We start from the raw sequence: 17361 nt of genomic DNA, 5'->3' as shown, positions 1-17361 counted from the left end.
GCCCGGGCGTGCTCCGGCGGCGGTCACCCGGCCCACCGCCCGGACGAGGCGACGACCCGGGAGCCGGTGAAGTCCACCAGGGCCACGTCGACGTCGAGCGCGTCCTCCGCGAACCGCCGCAGCACCGCCCGGACGCGGCGGCAGAGCAGGTCACCGGCGGTGCCGAGCAGGCCGGCGCTCTCCCACAGCTCGTACGCGTGCCGCCCGGTGTTGGCGGCGGTGACGGCGGCGACCAGGTCGGCGTCCCCACCGGCGTCGGCGGTGACCGCGCCGAGCAGCGACAGGTCTACCTTGGAGCGCGTGTAGTGGGTCATCAGCACACCGGCGGCGAGCTTGGCCAGCTTCCCGGCCATCCCGACGAAGACCACCCCGGTCAGGCCGTCGGCGACCGCCGCGGTGACCGCCGCGCCGGTGAAGTCGCCGACCTCCACGAAACACACCTCGGGCAGGTCGGGCAGCAGCGCCCGGGCGGCCCGCTCGGTCCGCCCGCCGGTGCAGAGCACCACGGTCCGCTCGCCCTGGGCCGCCATCACGTGCACCGCCTGCACGACACTCGCCCGCCAGGAGGCGGTGGAGAAGGGACGGACGATCCCGGTCGTACCGAGGATGGAGATGCCGCCCAGGATCCCGAGCCGGCGGTTGGTGGTCCTGCGCGCCATGATCTCGCCGCGCGGGACGCTGATGACCACGCGGACGCCGACGGTCGCCAGGTCGACGACCTCGCCGACGGCCTCGCCGATCATCCGGCGCGGGGTGTCGTTGATCGCCGGCCCGCCGACCGGCAGCCCGAGCCCGGGTTTCGTCACCGTGCCCACCCCCGGCCCGCCCTCCAGGACGAGCCCGGGGACCTCCCGCCAGGCGACCGTGGCGGTCAGTTCCGCGCCGTGGGTGACGTCCGGGTCGTCGCCGGCGTCCTTGACCACCACCGCCTCGGCCCGCGCCGCCCCGCCCGGCGTGCCGGTGGCCGGCGAGAGGTCGCAGCGGGTCACCGGGAAACGCACCCGGCGGCCGGCGGGCAGGCCGATCTCCACCTCACCCTGCGGGACGCCGGTGACCAGCGCGGTCAGCGCGGCCTTCGTGGCCGCCGTCGCGCAGGCGCCGGTGGTCCAGCCGGTACGCAGCGCGGTGGGCCGGACCTTCGCGGTACGCGGCAGGTCCGGCTCGCGCAGCGGCGGCAGGTCGTACGTCATCAGGCCTCGGCGGCCGGCGGCGCGGCGCGGTCGGTGCGGGCCCGGCGCAGCGCGGCCCGGGCGGCCGGCTCGGCGCGGCGGTACGTGTGGAAGTGCCCGGGGTGGTACAGGTGGGAGCGGGTACCGGCAGCGTCCAGCGCCGGCCCGACCAGGAAGAGGGTGTGCTTCCACAGCCGGTGCTCCTTGACCGTGGCCTCCAGGGTGCCGACGGTGCACCGCACCACCAGCTCGTCGGGCCAGGTGGCCTGGTACGCGACGACCGCCGGGGTGTCGGCCGGATACCCGCCGGCGAGCAGTTCGGCCTGCACCTGCCCGGAGCGGGCGGCGGAGAGGAACAGCGCCATCGTGGTTCCGTGCCGGGCGAACTCGCGTACCCGCTCGCCCGCCGGCATCGGCGTCTTGCCGCCCTCGAGGCGGGTGAGGATCACCGACTGGGCCACCTCGGGGATGGTCAGCTCCCGGCCGACGAGCGCGGCGACGGCGGTGAACGAGGAGACGCCGGGGACGACCTCTACCGCCAGGCCGAGCGCCCGGCACAGGTCGAGCTGTTCCTGCATCGCGCCCCACAGGGCCGGGTCGCCGGAGTGGATCCGGGCCACGGTGAGTCCCTCGGCCGCGGCCCGCTCGTAGAGCGGCAGCACCCCCTCGATCGGCAGCTGCGAGGAGTCGACGATCTCGGCGTCCGGCCGGGCGTGAGCGAGCACGTCGGCGTGCACCAGGCTGGCCGCCCACACCACCACGTCGGCGGTGGCGATCACCCGGGCGGCGCGCAGGGTCAGCAGGTCCGCCGCGCCGGGCCCGGCGCCGACGAACCAGACGGTGCCGGTGGTGGTCACAGCTTCCCTCCCCGCCGGTCCCGGCGGGCCGGGACCAGCAGCGTCGACAGGTACGGCACGTCGCCGTCGGCCTCGGCGGCCGGCCCGACCTGTTCGCCGGGCAGGCCGAGCCCGCGGCCGAGCACGGCGTCGGCGAGCCGGCCCTGCCGGCGCAGCTCGGCGAGCAGCTCGGGGTGGCGGCGCCAGCCCTTGTAGGCGACGACGGTGCCCGGGCCGGCGACGGCGTCGGCGAAGAACGCCAGGCCCGCCGTGGCCGGCAGCAGCGTGAGCGGCTCCCGCCCCTCGCACAGCGGGACGCCGCTGCGGGCGGCGAGCTCCTGCATGGCGGTGATGCCGGGGACGGTCTCCACGCTGACCTCCGGCCGCAGCTCCCGCACGGTCTGCGCCAGGTAGCTGAACGTCGAGTACACGTTGGGGTCGCCGATGGTGGCGAAGGCGAGGGCCCGGGCGCCGCCGTCGACGGCGGCCACCACCGCCCGGGCGGCGGCGTCCCACGCCCGCTCCCGGCGGGCGGTCACGCCGCCCCGGTCGTCGAGGGCGAACGGCAGCCGGCGCAGCCGGTCCGGCGGGACGTGCGGCGCGACGGTGGTCTCGGCCCGTCCGGGGGCGGCGGCGCCGTCGGCGTCGAGCCGGTCCAGCACGGGTACGAACACCAGCTCGGCCGCGCGCAGGACGCGTACGGCGCGCAGGGTGAGCAGGTCCGGGTCGCCGGGTCCCACCCCGACCCCGGTCAGCGTGGCGGTCACCGGGCCGCCTCCACCAGCCGCCGGGCCGCGCCGGGGTGGCCCGCCCAGTGGGTGTGCAGGTAGGAGGCGTGCACCCGGCCGGCGACGAAGCCGTGGGCGCCGCCGGCCCAGCGCCACGCCGGCCGGTCGCCGTGGCCGGGGTCGGTGGCGGTGCGGTGGAATTCGTGGCCGCGTACCGGGTCGCCGGCGGCGTGCACGGGCGAGTCGGTGGCGGCGACGGCGTCCCGGTAGCCGAGGGTGAGCCGCCCGGTCATCCGGGCGGTCAGGTCGAGCCGGCCGCACATGGGCACCCCGTCCAGCTCCCGCCCCAGGTAGAGCAGCCCGGCGCACTCGGCCACCACGGGCCCGTCGAACGCGGCGAGGTCGGCGCGCAGCCCGGTGTTCGCGGCGAGGGCGTCGACGTGCACCTCGGGAAAGCCGCCGCCGATCACCACCGCGCGGGTGCCGGCCGGCAGCGCCGGGTCGCGCAGCGGGTCGAACGGGACGACGGCCGCGCCGGCGGCGGCGAGCAGTTCGGTCGTCTCCGCGTACGCGAAGGTGAAGGCCGGACCGCCGGCGACCGCGACCACCGGACGCTCCGCTCCGGCGGGGCCGCCGACGGCGGCGGCCGGGTCCCACGCCGGCACGGTCAGCGGCGGGGCGCTGCCGGCCAGGTCGAGGACGGCGTCGAGGTCCATGGTGGACTCGACCAGCGCGGCCAGCGCGTCGACCACGGCGAGCGACTCGGGGGCCCGCTCGGCGACCGGCACCAGCCCCAGGTGGCGCGACGGGGCGGTGACCTCGGCGGCGCGGGTCACCGCCCCCAGCACCGGTACGCCGACCTCGGCCAGGGCGTCGCGCAGCAGGGTCTCGTGGCGGGGCGAGCCGACCCGGTTGAGGATCACCCCGCCGATCCGCACCGCCGGGTCGAACGCGCGCATGCCGAGCACCAGCGCGGCGGCGCTGCGCCCCTGGGCGGTGGTGTCCAGCACCAGCAGCACCGGCGCGTCGAGGAGGCGGGCGACGTGGGCGGTGGAGGCGTACCCCCGGCGGCCGACCGCGCCGTCGTGCAGGCCCATCACGCCCTCGACCACGGCGATGTCGGCGGGGGTGGGGGTGCTCGCGCCGTGCCGCAGCAGCGGGGCGATCCGGTCCTCGCCGACCAGCCAGGGGTCGAGGTTGCGGCCGGGCCGGCCGGCGGCGAGGGCATGGTAGCCGGGGTCGATGTAGTCGGGGCCCACCTTGTGCGGGCTGACGGTGCGGCCCCGGCGGCGCAGCGCCGCGAGCAGCCCGGTGGCGACCGTGGTCTTGCCGTGCCCGCTGGCCGGCGCGGCGACGACGACCCGGGGCAGCGCCCACGGTTGCGGGTTCACCACTCGATGCCCTTCTGGCCCTTCTGGCCGGCGTCCATCGGGTGCTTGACCTTGGTCAGCTCGGCCACCAGGTCGGCGGCGGCCACCAGGCGCGGGTCGGCGTCGCGGCCGGTGATGACGACGTGCTGGAAGCCGGGGCGGTCGGCGAGGGTGTCGACCACCTCGGCCACGTCCACCCAGCCCCACTTCATGGGGTAGGTGAACTCGTCGAGGACGTACAGGCCGTACCGCTGGGCGGCCAGGTCGCGCTGGATCTGCCGCCACCCCTCGCGGGCGTCGGCGGCGTGGTCGGCCTCGCCGCCGCGCTGGATCCACGACCAGCCCTCGCCCATCTTGTGCCAGGTGACGGGGGCGCCCTGGCCGGTGCGCTCGTGCACCTCGCCGAGCGCGCGGAAGGCGTTCTCCTCGCCCACCCGCCACTTGGCGCTCTTGACGAACTGGAACACTCCGATCGGCAGTCCGGCCGTCCACGCCCGCAGCGCCAACCCGAACGCGGCGGTGGACTTGCCCTTCATCTGCCCGGTATGGACGATCACGAGCGGCCGGTTCCGCCGCTGCCGGGTGGTCAACCCGTCCGCGGGCACGTGCGACGGCTTCCCCTGTGGCATCAGACGGCGCTCCTGTCGGTGACGGCGGAGATCTTGGCGGATTCCGGCCCCCGCAGGTGCCGTTTGCTGCCAGGATCCGGATCGGCGGTGAGCCGGAGGAGGGGTGCGGTGGTCACCCGGTCCAGGGGGTGGTGGTCGGCGTTCAGCTGCGTGGCGAGACGGCGGGCCAGGTTCAGCCGCACCGGGCCGGACTCGCAGTCGACGACGACGCAGGGGGCGCCGGTCGAGCGCAGCACCGCCGCGGCCAGGTCCGACCTGGCCAGCGGGTCCGGGCCGGCGGTGGCGCGGCCGTCGGTGACGACCAGCACCAGGGGGCGCCGCTTCGGGTCCCGCAGGCGTTCCCGGCGCAGCAGGTCGGCGGCGGCGAGCAGGCCCTCGGCGAGGGGGGTGCGCCCGCCGGTGGGCAGCTCGGCCAGCCGCGCCGACGCCGCGAGCACCGACGAGGTGGCCGGCAGCAGGGTCCGCGCGCCGGCGCCCCGGAAGGCGACCACCGCGACCTTGTCGCGGCGCTGGTACGCGTCGGTGAGCAGGGCGAGCACCGCGCCCTTGACCGCGCTCATCCGCTGCCGCGCGCCCATCGACCCGCTGGCGTCCACGACGAACAACACCAGGTTGCCCTCGCGTCCCTCGCGGACCGCCTCCCGGACGTCGGCCGGGCGCAACCGCAGCGGACCGTGCTGCCGCCCCCGCGTGGCCTGGTGCGGGGCGGCGGCCCGCACCGTCGCCGGCAGGTGCAGGGCGCCGGGCCGCCCGGCCGGCACGCGCGCGCCGGTCGTCCGGCCCCGCCCGGTCCGGGCCCGCGACCGCCGCCCGGGCACGCCCTCCCCGATGCCGGGCGCGGTGAACAGTCGGGCCCGCAAGCCACTCCGGGGTACGGCCACCGCACCGGCCGTCCGGTCGGGACGCATCCGGTCGGACGACCCCGACTCGCGTTCCCGTCCCGACCGGCGTCCACCCCCGTCGCCGTCGGCTGTCGCACGGTCGGCGGGTCCGCCGTCGGCCGGGTCGCCGAGGTCCGGCGGCGCGCCTTCCGCCGGTCCACCGGACCGGTCGGCGCGGGAGCGCGGCGGTTCCCACCACCCGTCGCGGTCGACCGGTGACCGGTCGGCCGTCGCGCCGTGCCCGCGGCCGTCGCCGTGCGCGGATGCGCCGTCGCCGCGGTCATGACCGTCCGGGGTGTCGCCGGCGGGCCGGCCACCCGACCCAGCGTCCGCGGACCACCCGTCGGACCCACCACCACCGGGGCGGGAGTCACCCCCGGGCCCGCCACCCGGGCCGCCGTCCGGCCCGGAACCGCCGGCACCCCGGCCCGCGCCGTCGTCCGGGTCGTCGGGGTGCTCGTCCCGGGCCCGTTGCAGCGCCTCGTCGAGGCGCTTCTCGTCCAGACCCGGCGTGTCGAACGGGTCGCGGCGCCGCCGGTGCGGCAGGGCGAGCCGGGCGGCGACCCGGACGTCCTCCGCAGCCACCCGCTCCCGGCCCTGCCAGGCGGCGTGGGCGACGGCGGTGCGGGCGGTGACGATGTCGGCGCGCATGCCGTCCACGTCGAAGGCGGCACACACCTCGGCGATCTGGCGCAGCGCCGCGTCGCTCAGCACCACCCGGTCGAGCCGGGCACGGGCGTCGGCCACCCGGCGGGCGACCGCGGCGTCCGCGTCGGCCCAGCGGGCGGCGAAGCCGGCGGGGTCGGCGTCCGCGGCGAGCCGGCGGCGGACCACCTCCACCCGGACGGCCGGGTCACGGCTGGCGGCCACCTCCACGGTGAGCCCGAACCGGTCCAGCAGCTGGGGTCGCAGCTCCCCCTCCTCCGGGTTCATCGTCCCGACGAGGAGGAAACGGGCGGCGTGGCTGACCGAGACGCCCTCCCGCTCGACGTGGCAACGGCCCATCGCGGCCGCGTCCAGCAGCAGGTCGACCAGATGGTCGTGGAGCAGGTTGACCTCGTCGACGTAGAGCACACCCCGGTGGGCGGCGGCGAGCAGGCCCGGCTCGTACGCGCGTACCCCCTCGGCGAGCGCCTTCTCCAGGTCGAGCGACCCGACGACCCGGTCCTCGGCGGCCCCGACCGGCAACTCGACCAGCGCGGCCGGGCGGTGCTCGGCGACCCGCTCGGCGGGGTGCGGCCCGTCCGGGCAGCCGGGGTCGGGCGCGGCCGGGTCGCAGGCGAAGCGGCAGCCCACCACCCGGTCGACCGGGGGCAGCAGCGCGGCCAGGGCGCGCACGGCGGTGGACTTGGCGGTGCCCTTCTCACCCCGGACGAGCACCCCGCCGATGGCCGGGCTGACCGCGTTGAGCAGCAGGGCGAGCCGCATGTCGTCCATGCCGAGGACCGCGGAGAACGGATAGGTGGTCACCGCGCCGCCCTCCGTTCGCGACTGCGGGGCTCGCAGGCCCGGCTCACTCCTCGCGCTCACCGCTGGTCCTCCAGGTCGCCCTCGCTGGCCAGGTACGTCTCGCGGAGCCGGTCCAGGGTGCCCGGATCGGGCTCGGCCCACAGGCCCCGGTCGGCGGCCTCCAGCAGCCGCTCGGTGATGCCGCGCAGCGCCCACGGGTTCGACGTCTCCAGGAACGCGCGGGTCTCGTCGTCGAACAGGTACGCCTCGGCGAGGCGCTCGTACATCCAGTCGTCCACGACGCCGGCGGTGGCGTCGTAGCCGAACAGGTAGTCCACGGTGGCCGCCAGCTCGAACGCGCCCTTGTAGCCGTGGCGGCGCATCGCGGCGATCCAGCGCGGGTTGACCACCCGGGCGCGGAACACCCGCCGGGTCTCCTCGCCGAGCGTGCGGGTACGGACGTCGTGCGGCATCGCCGAGTCCCCGACGTACGCGGCCGGAGCGGCGCCGGTGAGGTGGCGGACCATCGCCACCATCCCGCCGTGGTACTGGAAGTAGTCGTCGGAGTCGACGATGTCGTGCTCGCGGGTGTCCTGGTTTTTCACGGCGACGGTGATGCGGGCGAAGGAGCGTTCCATGTCGGCGCGCGCCTCCCGCCCGTCGAGTCCGCGCCCGTACGCGTAGCCGCCCCAGACGGCGTACACCTCGGCAAGGTCGGCGTCGCTGCGCCAGTTCCGGGCGTCGATGAGCGGCAGCAGCCCGGCCCCGTACGCCCCCGGCTTCGACCCGAAGATGCGCGCGGTGGCCCGGCGCTCGTCGCCGTGCTCGGCGACGTCGGCGTCCACGTGGGCCTTGACGAAGTTGTCGGCGGCGGGCTCCGCCAGCGCCGCGACCTGCCGGACCGCGTCGTCGATGAGCGCCACGACGTGCGGGAACGCGTCGCGGAAGAAGCCGGAGATGCGGACGGTGACGTCGACGCGGGGCCGGCCCAGCTCGGCGAGGGGCACCACCTCGACGCCGGTGACCCGGCGGGACCGGTCGTCCCACAGCGGCCGGCAGCCGAGCAGCGCGAGCACCTCGGCGATGTCGTCGCCCTGGGTGCGCATCGCGCTGGTGCCCCACACGGTGAGGCCGACCGACCGGGGGTACGCGCCGGTGTCGGCGAGGTGCCGGGCGAGCAGCGAGTCGGCCAGGGCCACGCCCACGTCCCAGGCGTTGCGGCTGGGGATGGCCTTCGGGTCGACGGAGTAGAAGTTGCGTCCGGTGGGCAGCACGTTGACCAGGCCGCGGGTGGGCGAGCCGGACGGGCCGGGCGGTACGAAGCCACCTCCGAGCGCGCCCAGCACCCGGTCGATCTCGTCGGTGGTGCGGTCCAGCCGGGGCACCAGTTCGGTGGCGGCGAAACGCAGCACGGCGGCGGCGTCCGGGACCGGCCGGCCGGTGACCTCCTCGACGACGGCATCGGCCTTGCCGGCGTCCCAGCCGAGCGTCTCCATGCCGACCACGAGCCGGCGGGCCAGGCCTTCGACGAGGTCGACGGCGTCGGCGGCGGTGACGGCCGGCCCGTCGACCGCCTCGGTGAGCGCCGCGGGCAGCGCCACCCGCTCGCCCGGCGACGCGAGCAGCGCCTGCTCGTCCAGGCCGTAGCCGGCGGCGAGGGCCTGGCGCAGGCCGGGCAGGGCGCGGGCGCCGCCCCAGACCTGCGGGGCGCGCAGCACGGCGAGCACCAGGTTGACCCGCGCCTCGCCGGTCGGCGCGGCGGCCAGTACGTGCAGGCCGTCGCGGATCTGCACGTCCTTGACCTCGCACAGGTACCCGTCGAGGTGCAGCACGAAGTCGTCGAAGTCGTCGGCGGCCGGCATGTCGGCTTGGTGCAGGTCGTGGTGCAGCTCGGCGGCCCGCACCAGGTCCCAGATCTGCCCCTGCACCACCGGCACCTTGGCCGGGTCGAGGGCCTGCACGGTCGCGTACTCGTCGAGGAGCTGTTCCAGCTTCGCGAGGTCCCCGTACGTCTCGGCGCGGGCCATCGGCGGCACCAGGTGGTCGACGACGACGGCGTGGGCGCGGCGCTTGGCCTGCGTACCCTCCCCGGGGTCGTTGACGATGAACGGGTAGACCAGGGGCAGGTCGCCGAGCACGGCGTCCGGGGCGCAGTCGGCGGCCAGCCCGAGGCCCTTGCCGGGCAGCCATTCCAGGGTGCCGTGCTTGCCCAGGTGCACCACGGCGTCGGCGCCGAAGCCGCCGTCGGCGACCGGCGCCGACAGCCAGCGGTACGCGGCCAGGTAGTGGTGGCTCGGCGGCAGGTCCGGGTCGTGGTAGATGGCGACCGGGTTCTCGCCGAAGCCGCGGGGCGGCTGGATCAGCAGCGCCACGTTGCCGAAGCGCAGCCCGGCGAGCACGATGTCGCCGCCGTCGGTGTACAGCTCACCGGGCGGCTCACCCCAGTGCCTGCGCATCGCCTCCCGCAGCTCCGTCGGCGCCTCCGCGAACCAGCGCCGGTACGTCTCCCCCGGCACCCGCGCCGACGCGGCGGCGAGCTGCTCCGGGGTGAGCCACTCCACGTCGTGGCCGCCCGCGGCGATGAGGGCGTGGATGAGCGTGTCCCCGTCGTCGGGGACCGGCGCGTCGCCCAGGTGGTATCCGGCGTCGGCGAGGGCGGTGAGCAGCCGCACCGCGCTGGCCGGGGTGTCCAGGCCGACGGCGTTGCCGACCCGGGAGTGCTTCGTCGGGTACGAGCTGAGCACCACCGCGAGCCGCTTGTCGGCGTTCGGCACGTGCCGCAGCCGGGCGTGCCGCACGGCGATGCCGGCGACCCGGGCGGCCCGCTCCGGGTCCGGCTCGTACACCGACAGCCCGTCGGCGTCGATCCGTTTGAACGAGAACGGCACGGTGACGATCCGCCCGTCGAACTCGGGGATGGCCACCTGCATGGCCGCGTCCAGCGGGGACAGTCCGGCGTCGCTGCCGGCCCACTGCGCGCGGGTGCTGGTGAGGCAGAGCGCCTGGATCACCGGTACGTCGAGGGCGGCGAGCGCGCCCACGTCCCAGGCGTCCTCGTCGCCGCCGCCGGAGGCGTCGGCGGCGACCGCGCCACCGGCGGCGAGGACCGTGACCAGCAGCGCGTCGCAGCGGGCGAACAGTCCCAGCGGTCCGGCGCCGGCGGTCAGCCCGCGCAGCGAGCCGCAGAAGATCGGCAGGGCGTTGCCGCCGGCCGCCTCGACGGCGTCGGCGAGGGTGTCGACGAACGCGGTGTTGCCGGCCAGGGTGTGCGCCCGGTAGAAGACGATCCCGATGGTCGGCCGGTCCGGGTGGGCCGGCCGGTCGCCGTGGATCCCGTACGCCGGTGTGGGCGCGGGCGGGGCGAAGCCCTCGCCGGTGAGCAGCACCGTGTCGGACAGGAACCGGGCCAGCTGCGCCAGGTTCTCCGGACCGCCTTCCACCAGGTAGGACAGGGCCTCGGTGGCCACTCCGGACGGCACCGTGGAGACCGCCATCAGGTCCGCGTCCGGCACGCTCTCGCCGCCCAGCACGACCGTCGGCACGCCGGAGGCGAGCACCGCGGCCAGGCCGTCCGGCCACGCCGCCCGGCCGCCGAGCAGGCGTACGACGGCCAGGTCGGCGCCGTCGACCAGCGCCGGTACGGCGTCGGCCGCGACCCGGGCCGGGTTGGCCAGGCGGTAGTCGGCGCCGCTCGCGCGGGCGGCGAGCAGGTCGGTGTCGGCGGTGGACAGCAGCAGGATGGGCACGAGGGGGCTCCGGAGAGTGACGCCCGCCCCCCGGGGTGAGGCCGGTCGGGCTGGGGGCGAGGGATGGCTGCTCGGTCAGCGGATGCGGTGGGCCGGCGCGCGGCGCGACGGTGCGCCGGGGCCGGCGGCGAGCGGGCTCGTCAGGCGCGTGGTCGGCGCCGACCGGCCCGGCCGGTCAGGGCGAAGCGACCGGCCGGGCCGGTCGGGGCGACGCGTGCGGAGCGGCTGGGCGTCCGGGCGGGGCGGCGGCGGGCGCGTCGGCACGCGCGGAACGGATACGACGATCGTCGTCGATGGCGGGGACGCTGCGCGTCATCGGGTCCTCCTCGGGTGTCCACGCCCTGGGGTGCACCGACGGCCGAAGTATCCTGGCTCCCGGATCGACGCTCACCCCCGGCCTTCCAACCGCGCACGCGCGGCCGTGACTCGCGAGGGGGGATCGCTCCCCGGTGACAGTGGCGGGACCGCGCCGGAATCGCACCGGCTTCCTTCACTGCCGTCCGGCCGCGAATGCTGCCACACCTCCGACGGCCGGTCAACGCGGCCCACACGTGCCCGACGGTCCAGCTAGGATCGGTGTGATGGCGGACACCGACGGGGCGGCGAGCCCCGCCATCGAGTTCCATCACGTCGCCGGTCGGGTGTGGGCGACCCCTTTCGACCCGGATCCGGCCTGGGTCCGGCCCTCCGTCGCACTGGTCGCGGACGAGCGCGGCAGCGTGCTGGTCGACGCGGGCCAGAGCCCGGCGCACGCCGCCGAGATCCAGGTGGCGCTGCGGGCCGCCGGGCTCCCGGAGCCACGCTGGCTGGTCTACACCCACCACCACTGGGACCACGTGTGGGGCGCCTGCGCCTGGCCCGGCGTGGAGATCGTCGGCCACGTCACCGGCGCCGACCTGCTGCGCGCCGAGGCGGCCCGCCCGTGGAGCACCCGCTACCTGCGGGAGCAGGTCCGCGCCAACCCGCGGCTCGGGCCGAGCTTCCGGGCCCGGGCGCTCGCCGTGGACTGCTGGGACGACTTCGCGGTCCGGCCGCCCACGCGGACGTTCACCGACGGGCTGGACCTGCCCACCGGCGTCCTGGTCCGGCACGTCGGCGGCCACCACGCCCCCGACTCGACCGTGGTGGTCGACCCGGCCTCGGGCGTGCTGCTCCTCGGCGACAGCTGGTACCCGCCGCCGCTGCACCTGCGCTCGCCCGACGACGGGCCGGACCTGGCCCTGGTCCGCCGCCTGCTCACCGACGACGTCGGCTGGTACGTCTCCAGCCACAGCCCGACGATGACCCTCGACGAAGCGCGCGCCGCCGTCGCGGAGTGAGCGCCGGCGGGGCCGGCAGGACAGGCCCTAGCGGGCACGGCGCTCCGGGTGGGCCCGGTTCCAGGCCCGCATGCGCTCCGGGTACCCGGTCTTCGCGGCCTCGTACAACGGCAGGGCGAGCCGGTTCGCGAGGGCCGCCGCCACCCGGGGCGACCCGGTCCGGCGACGGATCCACTCACCGTCGTGGGCGATCGCCACCACCGTCGTGTTCGTCGCGGTCGTCTCCGGTTCCAGGTAGAACTCCACCCCGGTCCGGCTGGCCACGAACGCCTCCAGCGCCGCCAGATCCTCGCGGGTGGCCTCCCGGTCGAGCTTCGTCGCCGGTCCCTCGGACCCCCGGGTACGCGACCGCCGGCTGAACCAGCCCATGTGCGGCTCCCTCCCTCGGCGAACCTCCAGTTCAGCACGGTTTTCTGGCAGTCTCCTGCGAGCCCGGTGTGAGCCCCCTGGGCTAGGGCCTGGGCTAGGCTCGCGCGGATGCGCGAAGCGACCATGGACGCGGCACGGGACAACGCCGCCTGGTGCGACCTGGTGTGCCGCACCCACGGCCTGACCGGGGTGACCGACGCGGACGCCTGGTCGGTGCCGCGCCGCTCGCCGACCTGGTACCCGGACGCGGTCACCCTCCGCCCCGGGGTCGACGCCGCGACGCTGCTCGGCCGCATCGACGCCGGCCCGGGCGCGTCGGTCAAGGACAGCTTCGCCGATCTCGACCTCGCCCGGTTCGGCTTCCGGGTCCTGTTCGACGCGCACTGGATCCACCGACCGGCCGCCGCCGTCCACCGCCCGCCCGCCGCGCCGACGGCCGGCGCCGCCTCCGCTCCGCGGGTTCCCGCGGCACGGCCGGGCTCGCCGCTGACCCGGGTCACCACACCCGGGGGATTGGCCGGGTGGGCGGAGGCGCACGGCGGCGGGCCGCTGTTCCGCCCCGCCCTGCTCGGTGACCCGCGGGTCACCGTCCTGGCCCGCGTCGACGCGGGCGTGGTCGCCGGCGGCGCGGTCCTGCACCACGGTGGACGGGCGGTGGGCGTCTCCAACGTCTTCGCCCGCGCCGTCCCGCCGGAGGAGGTCTGGGCGGGCCTGCCGGGCAGCGCCGCACTGGTCGGCTACGAGCCGGGCGACGACCTGGCCGTCGCGCGATCGGTCGGCTTCCGCCCGGCGGGCCCACTGCGGGTCTGGCTGCGCGACTGACGCCGGCCCGGGCCGGGTCCGGCCGCACGACCGGGCCCGGCGCTCACCGCGACGGACGTCGGTCTCCGCGGCCGGACCGGGCTCGTCGGCCGTCAGTCGGCGGGTCGGCGGGTCACCGGCACCAGCGCGAGGGTCGGCAGCAGCAGGATCGGCACGACGAGCAGGGCGCGCAGCGTACCGACCCGGTCGCCGAGCAGGCCCAGCAGCGGCGGGCCGGCGAGGAAGGCGGTGTAGCCGATCACGGCGACCACGCTCACCCGGGCGGGGGCGCGGTCCTCCTCGTCGGCCGCCGCGCTCATCCCCACCGGGAAGCCGAGCGACGCGCCGAGCCCCCAGAGCGCCACGCCCACGACGGCCACCGGCCCGGAGCCGCCGAGCACCGCGATGCCCGCGCCGAGCACGGCGAGCAGGATCGTCGCGGTCAGCACGCGTACCCGGCCCCACCGGTCGAGGGCGAGGGTGCCGAGGGTACGGCCGAGCGTCATGCCCACGACGAACACCCCGAACACGGCGGCGCCGGCCGCCTCGCTGAGGTCGTACCCGTCGACGAAGGCGACCGCGACCCAGTCGTTGGCGCTGCCCTCGGCGAACGCCATGACCAGCACGAACAGTCCGATGAGCAGGGTCCGGGGTTCGCGCCACGCGGCGAGCAGCGCGCGGCGGCGCGTCGCCGGCGAGGTGGTGTCGGCGGCCGGCGCCGTCTCGGCGGCCGGCAGGAAGGCCCGGGCCCCGAGCACCGTGCCGGCCAGCACCACCACCGCCGTCAGGGCGAGGTGGACGGACACGGGAACGCCGAGCCGGGCGGCTCCGGCGCCGAGCCCGGCCCCGGCCACCGAGCCGAGGCTCCACGCGGCGTGGAACCGGGGCATGATCGTGCGGGCGAGTCGCCGCTCGACCGCCGCGCCCTCGATGTTCATCGCCACGTCGCAGGTGCCGGAGCCGTAGCCGAGGGCGAACAGGCCGATCGCCACGCCGCCCAGCGAGCCGACCGTCCCGGCGCTGACGCCGGCGACCGCCAGGCCGAGCGCGACGAGCAGGGTCGCCAGCACCACCGTCCGGGCGGTGCCGAGGCGCTGGGCGACCAGACCGGACGTGGGCATCGCCAGGATCGCCCCGGCCGACATGGCGAGCAGCAGCAGTCCGAGGCGGCCGGCGGTCAGGTCGAGCCCCTCACGGACCGCCGGCACCCGGGCGAACCAGGAGGCGACGGCGAGGCCGTTGAGGGCGAAGACCACCGCGACACCGGTGCGGGCGGCCCGCACCTGGCGGGGGGTGACGGTCGGGCCGGCCGGGGCGGTGACGCTACTCACGAGCGATGATCCTCTCCTGTGGGAGCGTTCTCCGGGAACCCTCTCACAGCCCGCACCGTCACCACCATCGGCCGTGGCGCCCCTTACCATCCTGCGGGACGACGGCCACCGGGTTTACCGGCGGCCAGCCGGGTAACCGGCCACACCACCCGAGGACGAGGGACGGAAGCCCGTGGCCGAACCCGCGACGCCGCACCGGGTGCCGGAGGAGAACCCCCGGCACGGCCGGCTCACCGCGCGTCCCGGTCCACCGACGGTGCGTGCCGCCACCGGGCTGGTCCCGTTGACCGACGCCGCGGGCGACCCCCTCGCCATGGTGTACGCCCCGGAGCCGGCGGACGGCCGGCCGTACCGCCTGGTCCTGCTGCTGCACGGGGCCGGCGGCTCGACCCGGCAGGGCCTCGACCTGCTGCTCCCGGTCGCCGACACGCACCGCCTCCTGCTGGTCGCCCCGCAGGCCGCCGCCAGCAGCTGGGACCTGATCGTGGAGGGCTTCGGCGTCGACGTCCGCCGCATCGACACGCTGCTCACCAGCGTGTTCGCCGGCCACCCCGTCGACCGGGTGGCGTTCGGCGGGTTCTCCGACGGCGCCTCGTACGCCCTCTCCCTGGGCCTGACCAACGGCGACCTGGTCGACGCGGTGGTGGCCTTCTCCCCCGGCTTCGCCGCGCCGCTGGTCACGCACGGCCGGCCGCGGGTGTACGTCTCGCACGGCGTCGCCGACCCGGTCCTGCCGGTCGAGGCGTGCAGCCGGCGGTTGGTGCCCCGGCTGCGCTCGCTGGGCTACGACGTGACCTACCACGAGTTCCCCGACGGGCACGAGGTGCCCGCCGACATCCGGGCCGAGGCCGGTTCCTGGTTGACCGGTGCCTAGCTGTTCGGCCCGGAGCGGTCGGGCACGTCAGACGGTGATGACCACCTTCGCCCGCGCGTGCTCACCTTCGAGGTAGCGGAGGGCCTCGGGCACCTCGTGGAGCGGATAGGTCCGGTCGATGACCGGGGTGAGGCGGCCGGCTTCGGCGTAAGCGCGGAGCGTGTCGAGATGCTGCCGGCCGGGTGCCGTCGTCAGGATGCCGATCCGCTGCCGGACGAAGGGTGCCAGCAGCCGCCCGCGCATGATGAGCCCGATCGGTCCGACGAGGCTGCCGCCGCGGTACACGCCACCGCCGGAGAGCACCAGCGCCCCGGTCGGGGTCAGCGCCCGCCGGAGCGCCGTGAGTGAGCGGTTGCCGACCAGGTCGAACACGACGTCGTGGCGGCGGGTGTCGCGGGTGAAGTCGTCGCGGGTGTAGTCGACGACGTGGTCGGCGCCGAGGGAGCGGACCAGGTCGACGTTGCGGGTGCTGCACACCCCGGTCACGGTCGCGCCGAGCACCTTGGCCAGTTGGACGGCGAGGGTGCCGACGCCGCCGGAGGCGCCGTTGATGAGAACGCGGTGGCCCGGCCCGACCTGCCCGACGTCGCGCAGGCCCAGGAGCGCGGTGGTGCCGGCCAGCGGCAGGGCGGCCGCCTGCTGCGGCGTCAGGTTCGCCGGCCTCGCCGCCAATAGAGTCGCGGGTACCCGGACGTACTCGGCGAACGCGCCGTTGGCATCGCCGAGGTCGCCGAAGACGGCATCGTCCGGGCGCACGTCCCGAACGTCGGTTCCCACGGCCTCGACCCGGCCGGCGAAGTCCCGGCCACGGACGCGCGCCCGGGGCCGTGACCGGCCCAGCGCCAACCGCGCCAGCCGCGGATCGCCACGCATGACGTGCCAGTCGTACGCGTTGAGCGCGGCGGCCTCCACCCGCACGAGCACCTCGTCGGCGGCCGGCACCGGCACGTCGACGTCCGCGAGCGTGAGCGTCTCCGGCGGGCCGTACCGGTCCTGGACGATCGCCTTCATGTCTCCCCTCCCCTGGTGTACGGCGTACACCTTCCATCAGACACGGTAGGTGTACGCCGTACACCCGTCAAGGGGATTAGTGTTCAACCGCCGACGGGAGACGAGGAACGAGATGGCTGAGCAGGCTGAGACGCTGCGCCGGACGCCGCTGAGCCGGGACCGGATCCTGCACGCCGCCGTCGCGCTCGCCGACGAGGCCGGGATCGAGTCCCTCAGCATGCGCAACCTCGCACAGGAGCTGGGCGTCGTGCCGATGGCCCTCTACAAGCACGTGGCCAACAAGGACGAACTGCTCGACGGCATGATCGACGTGGTCGTCGGCGAGATCGACCCGCTCGTGCCCGACACCGACTGGAAGCACACCGTCCGCCGGCGCATCCTCTCGGCGCGGCAGGCGCTACGGCGCCACCCCTGGGCGCCGCTCGCCATCGAGTCGCGGAACATGGCGACGCCGGCCATCCTGGCCTACCTCGACTCGATGGTCGGGACGTTCCGGGCCGGCGGCTTCTCCGCCGACCTCGCGCACCACGTGATGCACGCGATGGGCAGCCGGATCCTGGGCTTCAGCCAGGAGCTGTTCGACGCCGCCCGCGACGCCGGCCGGTCCGGCACGACCAACCCGGACCCGCCGGCGGCCCTGCCGCCGGAGATCGCGGCCCGGTTCCCGCACCTCGCGGAGATCGCCGGGGCGGCGTCCCACGACGGCGCGTCCGTCGTCGGGTCGGGTTGCGACGACCAGTTCGAGTTCGAGTTCGCCCTGGACCTGCTGCTGGACGGCATCGAACGGCTGCACCGGCAGGGCTGGACCTCGGCACGCCGACGCCGGTGAGACCGCCGGCCCTCCCCGG

The 17361-nt window shown here is 76.3% G+C and carries 13 protein-coding genes, 1 pseudogene and 1 riboswitch; of the genes and pseudogenes, 4 read left to right on the top strand and 10 right to left on the bottom strand.

Going from position 1 to position 17361, the window contains the following annotated elements:
- Positions 1-23 precede the first annotated feature (23 nt).
- The 7 genes and pseudogenes from GKC29_RS17570 to cobN all read right to left on the bottom strand — a co-directional run.
- A complete protein-coding gene (locus GKC29_RS17570; protein WP_155331868.1) occupies positions 24-1190 on the bottom strand; it encodes a cobalt-precorrin-5B (C(1))-methyltransferase in 1167 nt (388 codons plus the stop codon).
- Positions 1190-2026, bottom strand: a complete 837-nt coding sequence (gene cobM / locus GKC29_RS17565; protein ID WP_155331867.1) for a precorrin-4 C(11)-methyltransferase — start codon at positions 2024-2026, stop codon at positions 1190-1192. Before cobM ends, GKC29_RS17570 begins: the two co-directional genes overlap by 1 nt.
- The gene (gene cobI, locus GKC29_RS17560; protein ID WP_155331866.1) at positions 2023-2772 is read right to left on the bottom strand and encodes a precorrin-2 C(20)-methyltransferase; all 750 of its coding nucleotides are present in this window, start codon (positions 2770-2772) and stop codon (positions 2023-2025) included. Before cobI ends, cobM begins: the two co-directional genes overlap by 4 nt.
- Positions 2769-4127, bottom strand: a complete 1359-nt coding sequence (locus tag GKC29_RS17555) for a cobyrinate a,c-diamide synthase (RefSeq protein WP_370463261.1) — start codon at positions 4125-4127, stop codon at positions 2769-2771. Before GKC29_RS17555 ends, cobI begins: the two co-directional genes overlap by 4 nt.
- Positions 4121-4732, bottom strand: coding sequence for a cob(I)yrinic acid a,c-diamide adenosyltransferase (cobO, locus tag GKC29_RS17550; RefSeq protein ID WP_155331864.1), 612 nt, complete (start codon positions 4730-4732; stop codon positions 4121-4123). Before cobO ends, GKC29_RS17555 begins: the two co-directional genes overlap by 7 nt.
- The gene (locus tag GKC29_RS17545) at positions 4732-7143 is read right to left on the bottom strand and encodes a VWA domain-containing protein (protein ID WP_370463260.1); all 2412 of its coding nucleotides are present in this window, start codon (positions 7141-7143) and stop codon (positions 4732-4734) included. Before GKC29_RS17545 ends, cobO begins: the two co-directional genes overlap by 1 nt.
- Positions 7140-10814, bottom strand: a pseudogene (cobN, locus tag GKC29_RS17540) (cobaltochelatase subunit CobN); the annotation flags it as partial. The gene GKC29_RS17545 and the pseudogene cobN, both read right to left, overlap by 4 nt.
- 355 nt (positions 10815-11169) lie before the next feature.
- A riboswitch (cobalamin riboswitch) is annotated at positions 11170-11299 on the bottom strand.
- Between the two features lie 90 nt (positions 11300-11389).
- Between cobN and GKC29_RS17535 the strand changes: the two are divergent.
- Positions 11390-12127, top strand: coding sequence for an MBL fold metallo-hydrolase (locus GKC29_RS17535; RefSeq protein ID WP_155331862.1), 738 nt, complete (start codon positions 11390-11392; stop codon positions 12125-12127).
- 27 nt (positions 12128-12154) lie between these two features.
- Here the strand turns inward: GKC29_RS17535 and GKC29_RS17530 are convergent, their stop codons facing one another.
- On the bottom strand, positions 12155-12496 hold the full coding sequence (locus GKC29_RS17530; protein WP_155331861.1) for a hypothetical protein: 342 nt from the start codon (positions 12494-12496) through the stop codon (positions 12155-12157).
- A 108-nt stretch (positions 12497-12604) separates the two neighbouring features.
- Here GKC29_RS17530 and GKC29_RS17525 point away from each other — a divergent pair, with 108 nt between their 5' ends.
- Complete coding sequence (locus GKC29_RS17525) at positions 12605-13318, top strand: hypothetical protein (RefSeq protein ID WP_155331860.1); 714 nt, start codon at positions 12605-12607, stop codon at positions 13316-13318.
- Positions 13319-13410: 92 nt separating this feature from the next.
- Here the strand turns inward: GKC29_RS17525 and GKC29_RS17520 are convergent, their stop codons facing one another.
- Entirely contained in the window at positions 13411-14628 is a 1218-nt protein-coding gene (locus GKC29_RS17520; RefSeq protein ID WP_155331859.1) for a sugar MFS transporter, read from the bottom strand.
- Between the two features lie 172 nt (positions 14629-14800).
- Here GKC29_RS17520 and GKC29_RS17515 point away from each other — a divergent pair, with 172 nt between their 5' ends.
- Positions 14801-15502, top strand: a complete 702-nt coding sequence (locus tag GKC29_RS17515; protein WP_230688670.1) for an alpha/beta hydrolase — start codon at positions 14801-14803, stop codon at positions 15500-15502.
- Between the two features lie 27 nt (positions 15503-15529).
- On the opposite strand, the gene GKC29_RS17510 is transcribed toward GKC29_RS17515, so the two are convergent.
- Positions 15530-16513 carry an NAD(P)-dependent alcohol dehydrogenase gene (locus GKC29_RS17510; protein WP_155331858.1) on the bottom strand — a complete coding sequence of 328 codons (984 nt, stop codon included), beginning with the start codon at positions 16511-16513 and terminating at the stop codon, positions 15530-15532.
- A gap of 112 nt (positions 16514-16625) precedes the next feature.
- Here GKC29_RS17510 and GKC29_RS17505 point away from each other — a divergent pair, with 112 nt between their 5' ends.
- Complete coding sequence (locus GKC29_RS17505) at positions 16626-17342, top strand: TetR/AcrR family transcriptional regulator (RefSeq protein WP_155331857.1); 717 nt, start codon at positions 16626-16628, stop codon at positions 17340-17342.
- Positions 17343-17361 lie beyond the last annotated feature (19 nt).

Origin of the sequence: Micromonospora sp. WMMC415 (genome assembly GCF_009707425.1) — a bacterium.
Lineage (GTDB): Bacteria > Actinomycetota > Actinomycetes > Mycobacteriales > Micromonosporaceae > Micromonospora.
This window is presented reverse-complemented; position numbering and strand designations above follow the sequence as displayed.

Bases quoted from the DNA above. Each gene is read 5' to 3' on its own strand.
- GKC29_RS17525 (WP_155331860.1), top strand. From the start codon at position 12,605: ATGCGCGAAGCGACCATGGACGCGGCACGGGACAACGCCGCCTGGTGC.
- GKC29_RS17530 (WP_155331861.1), bottom strand. From the start codon at position 12,496: ATGGGCTGGTTCAGCCGGCGGTCGCGTACCCGGGGGTCCGAGGGACCG.
- GKC29_RS17535 (WP_155331862.1), top strand. From the start codon at position 11,390: ATGGCGGACACCGACGGGGCGGCGAGCCCCGCCATCGAGTTCCATCAC.
- cobO (WP_155331864.1), bottom strand. From the start codon at position 4,732: ATGCCACAGGGGAAGCCGTCGCACGTGCCCGCGGACGGGTTGACCACC.
- GKC29_RS17505 (WP_155331857.1), top strand. From the start codon at position 16,626: ATGGCTGAGCAGGCTGAGACGCTGCGCCGGACGCCGCTGAGCCGGGAC.
- GKC29_RS17570 (WP_155331868.1), bottom strand. From the start codon at position 1,190: ATGACGTACGACCTGCCGCCGCTGCGCGAGCCGGACCTGCCGCGTACC.
- GKC29_RS17510 (WP_155331858.1), bottom strand. From the start codon at position 16,513: ATGAAGGCGATCGTCCAGGACCGGTACGGCCCGCCGGAGACGCTCACG.